Origin of the sequence: Streptomyces phyllanthi, from assembly GCF_009377205.1 — a bacterium.
Lineage (GTDB): Bacteria > Actinomycetota > Actinomycetes > Streptomycetales > Streptomycetaceae > Streptomyces > Streptomyces phyllanthi.
Window position 1 is genome coordinate 1 of the sequence record NZ_VJZE01000687.1, and the last position, 3,411, is coordinate 3,411.

A 3,411-nucleotide genomic window follows, 5' to 3' on the forward strand; every position below is an offset into this window, starting at 1 on the left:
CTCGCCCCCGCCGCCCCTACCCGTCCCTTCCCTGGGGGCTGCGCCCCCAGACCCCAGCTGTTCGGCCTGAACGGCCTCGTCCTCAAACGCCGGACAGGCTGGATGTGCCTGGCCTGGGCTGAAAAGCCGAGCCCCGGCTGGGAAAGCCCAAGCCCCGCCGCGGAAAATCCAGCCTCTCCGGCGTTTGAGGAGCGGGGGGCCGGCCCCCGAACGGGGTCCGGGGCGGAGCCCCGAAGCCGGGGTCCAAGGGGCTCAGCGCCCTTGGCGGGGTCGAAGGGGCGGAGCCCCTGGGGATGGGACGGGTAGAGGCGGCGGGGGCGAACCACCCCCGTCCGCGTCACCAGCGGGGGAGCCTCCGTTCGTACCCCGGCCGGAACCGGCGCATGTAGCCCGTGTCGTCGCGGTTGCGTACCCCCGAGTCCAGGTACAGCCGGTGGAGCCGGTCCAGCGCGTCGCGGTCGAGTTCCACGCCCAGGCCGGGGCCCGTGGGGACCTCGACCTCCCCGTCGCGCAGTTCCAGGGCGCCGGGGACGATCACGTCGTCGGCCGAGTTCCAGGGGTAGTGCGTGTCGCAGGAGTGGTCGAGGTTCGGGATGGCCGCGGCGACATGGGTCATGGCGGCGAGGCTGATGCCCAGGTGCGAGTTGGAGTGCATCGACAGGGCCAGGCCGAATGCCTCGCAGACCGCGGCCAGTTCGCGGGTGCGCCGCAGCCCGCCCCAGTAGTGGTGGTCGGTGAGCAGCACCTGGACGGCGCTCTGTTCGACCGCGGGCCTCAGATGCTCCCAGGCGATCACGCACATGTTGGTGGCCAGCGGCAGCGGGGAGCCCTTCGCGACCTCGGCCATGCCGGGGATCGTCGCCGTCGGGTCCTCCAGGTACTCCAGTACGCCGTCGAGTTCGCGGGCGACGTACGTCGACGTACCGACCGTCCACGCCGTGTTCGGGTCCAGCCGCAGCGGCTGTCCGGGGAACGCCTCCGCGAGAGCACGGATCGCGGCGATCTCCTCGTCCGGGGGGAAGACCCCGCCCTTCAGCTTGAAGGAGCGGAAGCCGTACCGCTGCCGCATCAGACGGGCCTGCTCGACGATGCCCGCCGGGTCGAGAGCCTCGCCCCAGTCGTCGCCCACGGCCGGGCGGCCGTCCAGCGCCGGGTGCTCGGCCCACTTGTAGAACAGGTACGCCGCGAAGGGCACCGTGTCGCGGACCCTGCCGCCCAGCAGATCGCTGACCGGGCGGCCGAGCAGCCTGCCCTGCGCGTCGAGGCAGGCCACCTCCACGGCCGAGGTGGCCCAGCCGCGCTCGTGGGAGCTGGGGACGGTGGGCAGGAGCGCGGCGTCGATCGCGGCCGAGATCGCGGTCGTGTCGAAGACGTCCATGCCGGTGACCACCTTCGAGGCGGCCAGCAGCCGCTCCAGACGGGCCTCGCCGCCCGGTGACTCCCCGAGGCCCACCGTGCCGTCCTCCAGGACGAGTTGCAGGACGACGCGCAACGCGAGCGGTTCGTGAACGCCGTTCGAGTTCAGCAGCGGCGGGTCGCGAAAGGCGATCGGTGTCACGATCAGTTCGCGGATACGGGTTCCAGGGGTGCTCACGCGCGGATCGCCTCCAGCCCACGGTCGATCAGTTTCTCCAGCCGGGCCATGTGCTCCGGCGTGGGGTCGAGCAGCGGAGCCCGTACGCCTCCGACGTCCAGGCCGCGGAGGGTCACCCCGGCCTTGATCAGCGACACGGCGTATCCGGGCACCTCGTCACGGAGTTCGACGAGCGGCCCGTAGAACTCGTCGAGGAGCGTGCCGACCAGGGTGTCGTCGCCGTCCGTCAGCGCACGGTGGAACGCCGTCGCGATCTCCGGGGCGAACGCGAACACCGCGGAGGAGTACAGCTCGACGCCGATCCCGCGATAGGCGGGCGCGGTCATCTCGGCGGTGGGCAGGCCGTTGAAGAACTGGAAGTCCTCGGTGCCCGGTACGGCGCGTACGGCCCGCACGACGCGGTGCATCCGCTCGATGTCGCCGAGACCGTCCTTGAGGCCCACGACACGGGGCAGGGCGGCGATCTCGGCGGCCGTCTTCCCGGTGAGCCGGGCGGTACCGCGCTGGTAGAAGACCACCGGCAGGCCCGTGGCCGCCGTCACCTCTCCGACGTACCGCACCAGCCCCTGCTGCGGTGCGCCCACCAGGTACGGCGGCAGCAGCAGGATGCCGTCGGCGCCGGCGCGTTCGACGCGGGCGGCCTGGTCGAGCGCGACCGGCAGCGGCCCGCCCGCGGCGGCGAGGACGGGCACGCGCCCCGCGGTCGTGGTGACCGCGACGCGCGTGGCCCGCTCGATCTCCTCGGCCGACAGCGCGTGGAACTCACCGGTGCCACAGGCGACGAAGACGCCTCCCGCACCGGCCGTGACACCGGACTCGATATGCCGGGCGAGCCGTTCCTCGTCCAGCGAGCCGTCCGGGGCGAACGGCGTGACCGGGAAGAACAGCACTCCTTGGAACTTCATGTCCCCTCCAACAGGGGTCGGTGGGGGGTCAGCCCTTCGTGGCGCCGGCCGCGATGCCGGTGACCAGCGAGCGCTGGAGGAGCAGATAGACGACGAGGCTGGGCACGAGCGCGATGACCGCGCCTGCGAGCACGATGCCCGAGCCGACCTCGGGGTCGGTGCGCAGGATGGACAGGGCGACGGTGACCGTGTAGTCGGTGGGGTCCTTGGCGGCGATCAGCGGCAGCAGGTACTGGTCCCAGATCATGATGAAGCCGAGCACACCGGCCACACCGAGCGCGGGCTTGCACAGCGGCAGGACGACCTGCCACAGCATCCGCAGCTCGCCGACCCCGTCGAGCCGGGCGGCCTCCTCGATCTCGTCGGGGATGTCCTTCATGAACTCGGTCAGCAGCATCACCGAGAAGCCCCAGGCGCCCAGCGGCAGGATCACGCCCCACACGGTGCCCTTGAGGTCCAGGCCGACGACGGGGACGTGGCCGAGGACCAGGGACAGCGGGATGGCGATGACCTCCTCGGGGAGCATCATCGTGAGCATGAACAGGGTCAGGACGAGGGCCTGGCCGCGGAAGCGGTGCCGGGCCAGCGCGTACGCGGCGAGCGTGCAGACCACGAGTTGGAGGAGCAGTCCACCGCCCGCGATGACGAGGGAGTTGGTGAAGTAGTCCCAGATGCCGCGCTCTCCCGCCAGCCGCAGGTTCGCCAGGGTGGTGTCGTGCGGGAGGAAGGACAGCGACGAGCCGCTGGGACGGGTGCTGAGGGCACCGGAGAAGATCGTCAGGAACGGCGCGGCGAAGATTCCGAGCGCGATGGCGCAGAGCAGGATCCTGAGGGCCCAGGCGAGGCCGGGGCGGTCGCTCCAGCCGAGGGCGGTGTCGAAGCGGGCGGGGGTGGTGCGGGCCTGCCTGCGGT

The 3,411-nt window shown here is 71.8% G+C and carries 3 protein-coding genes; all 3 read right to left on the reverse strand.

The window, feature by feature from the left end:
* Nucleotides 1-337: 337 nt before the first annotated feature.
* Nucleotides 338-1,594 carry a glucarate dehydratase family protein gene (locus tag FNH04_RS43395; protein ID WP_322725550.1) on the reverse strand — a complete coding sequence of 419 codons (1,257 nt, stop codon included), beginning with the start codon at nucleotides 1,592-1,594 and terminating at the stop codon, nucleotides 338-340.
* Entirely contained in the window at nucleotides 1,591-2,499 is a 909-nt protein-coding gene (locus tag FNH04_RS43400; protein ID WP_152791738.1) for a 5-dehydro-4-deoxyglucarate dehydratase, read from the reverse strand. The genes FNH04_RS43395 and FNH04_RS43400 overlap by 4 nt, the downstream gene beginning before the upstream one ends.
* 28 nt (nucleotides 2,500-2,527) lie before the next feature.
* Nucleotides 2,528-3,411 (reverse strand): carbohydrate ABC transporter permease (locus tag FNH04_RS43405; protein WP_152791739.1); only part of this gene is annotated, 884 nt, incomplete at its 5' end.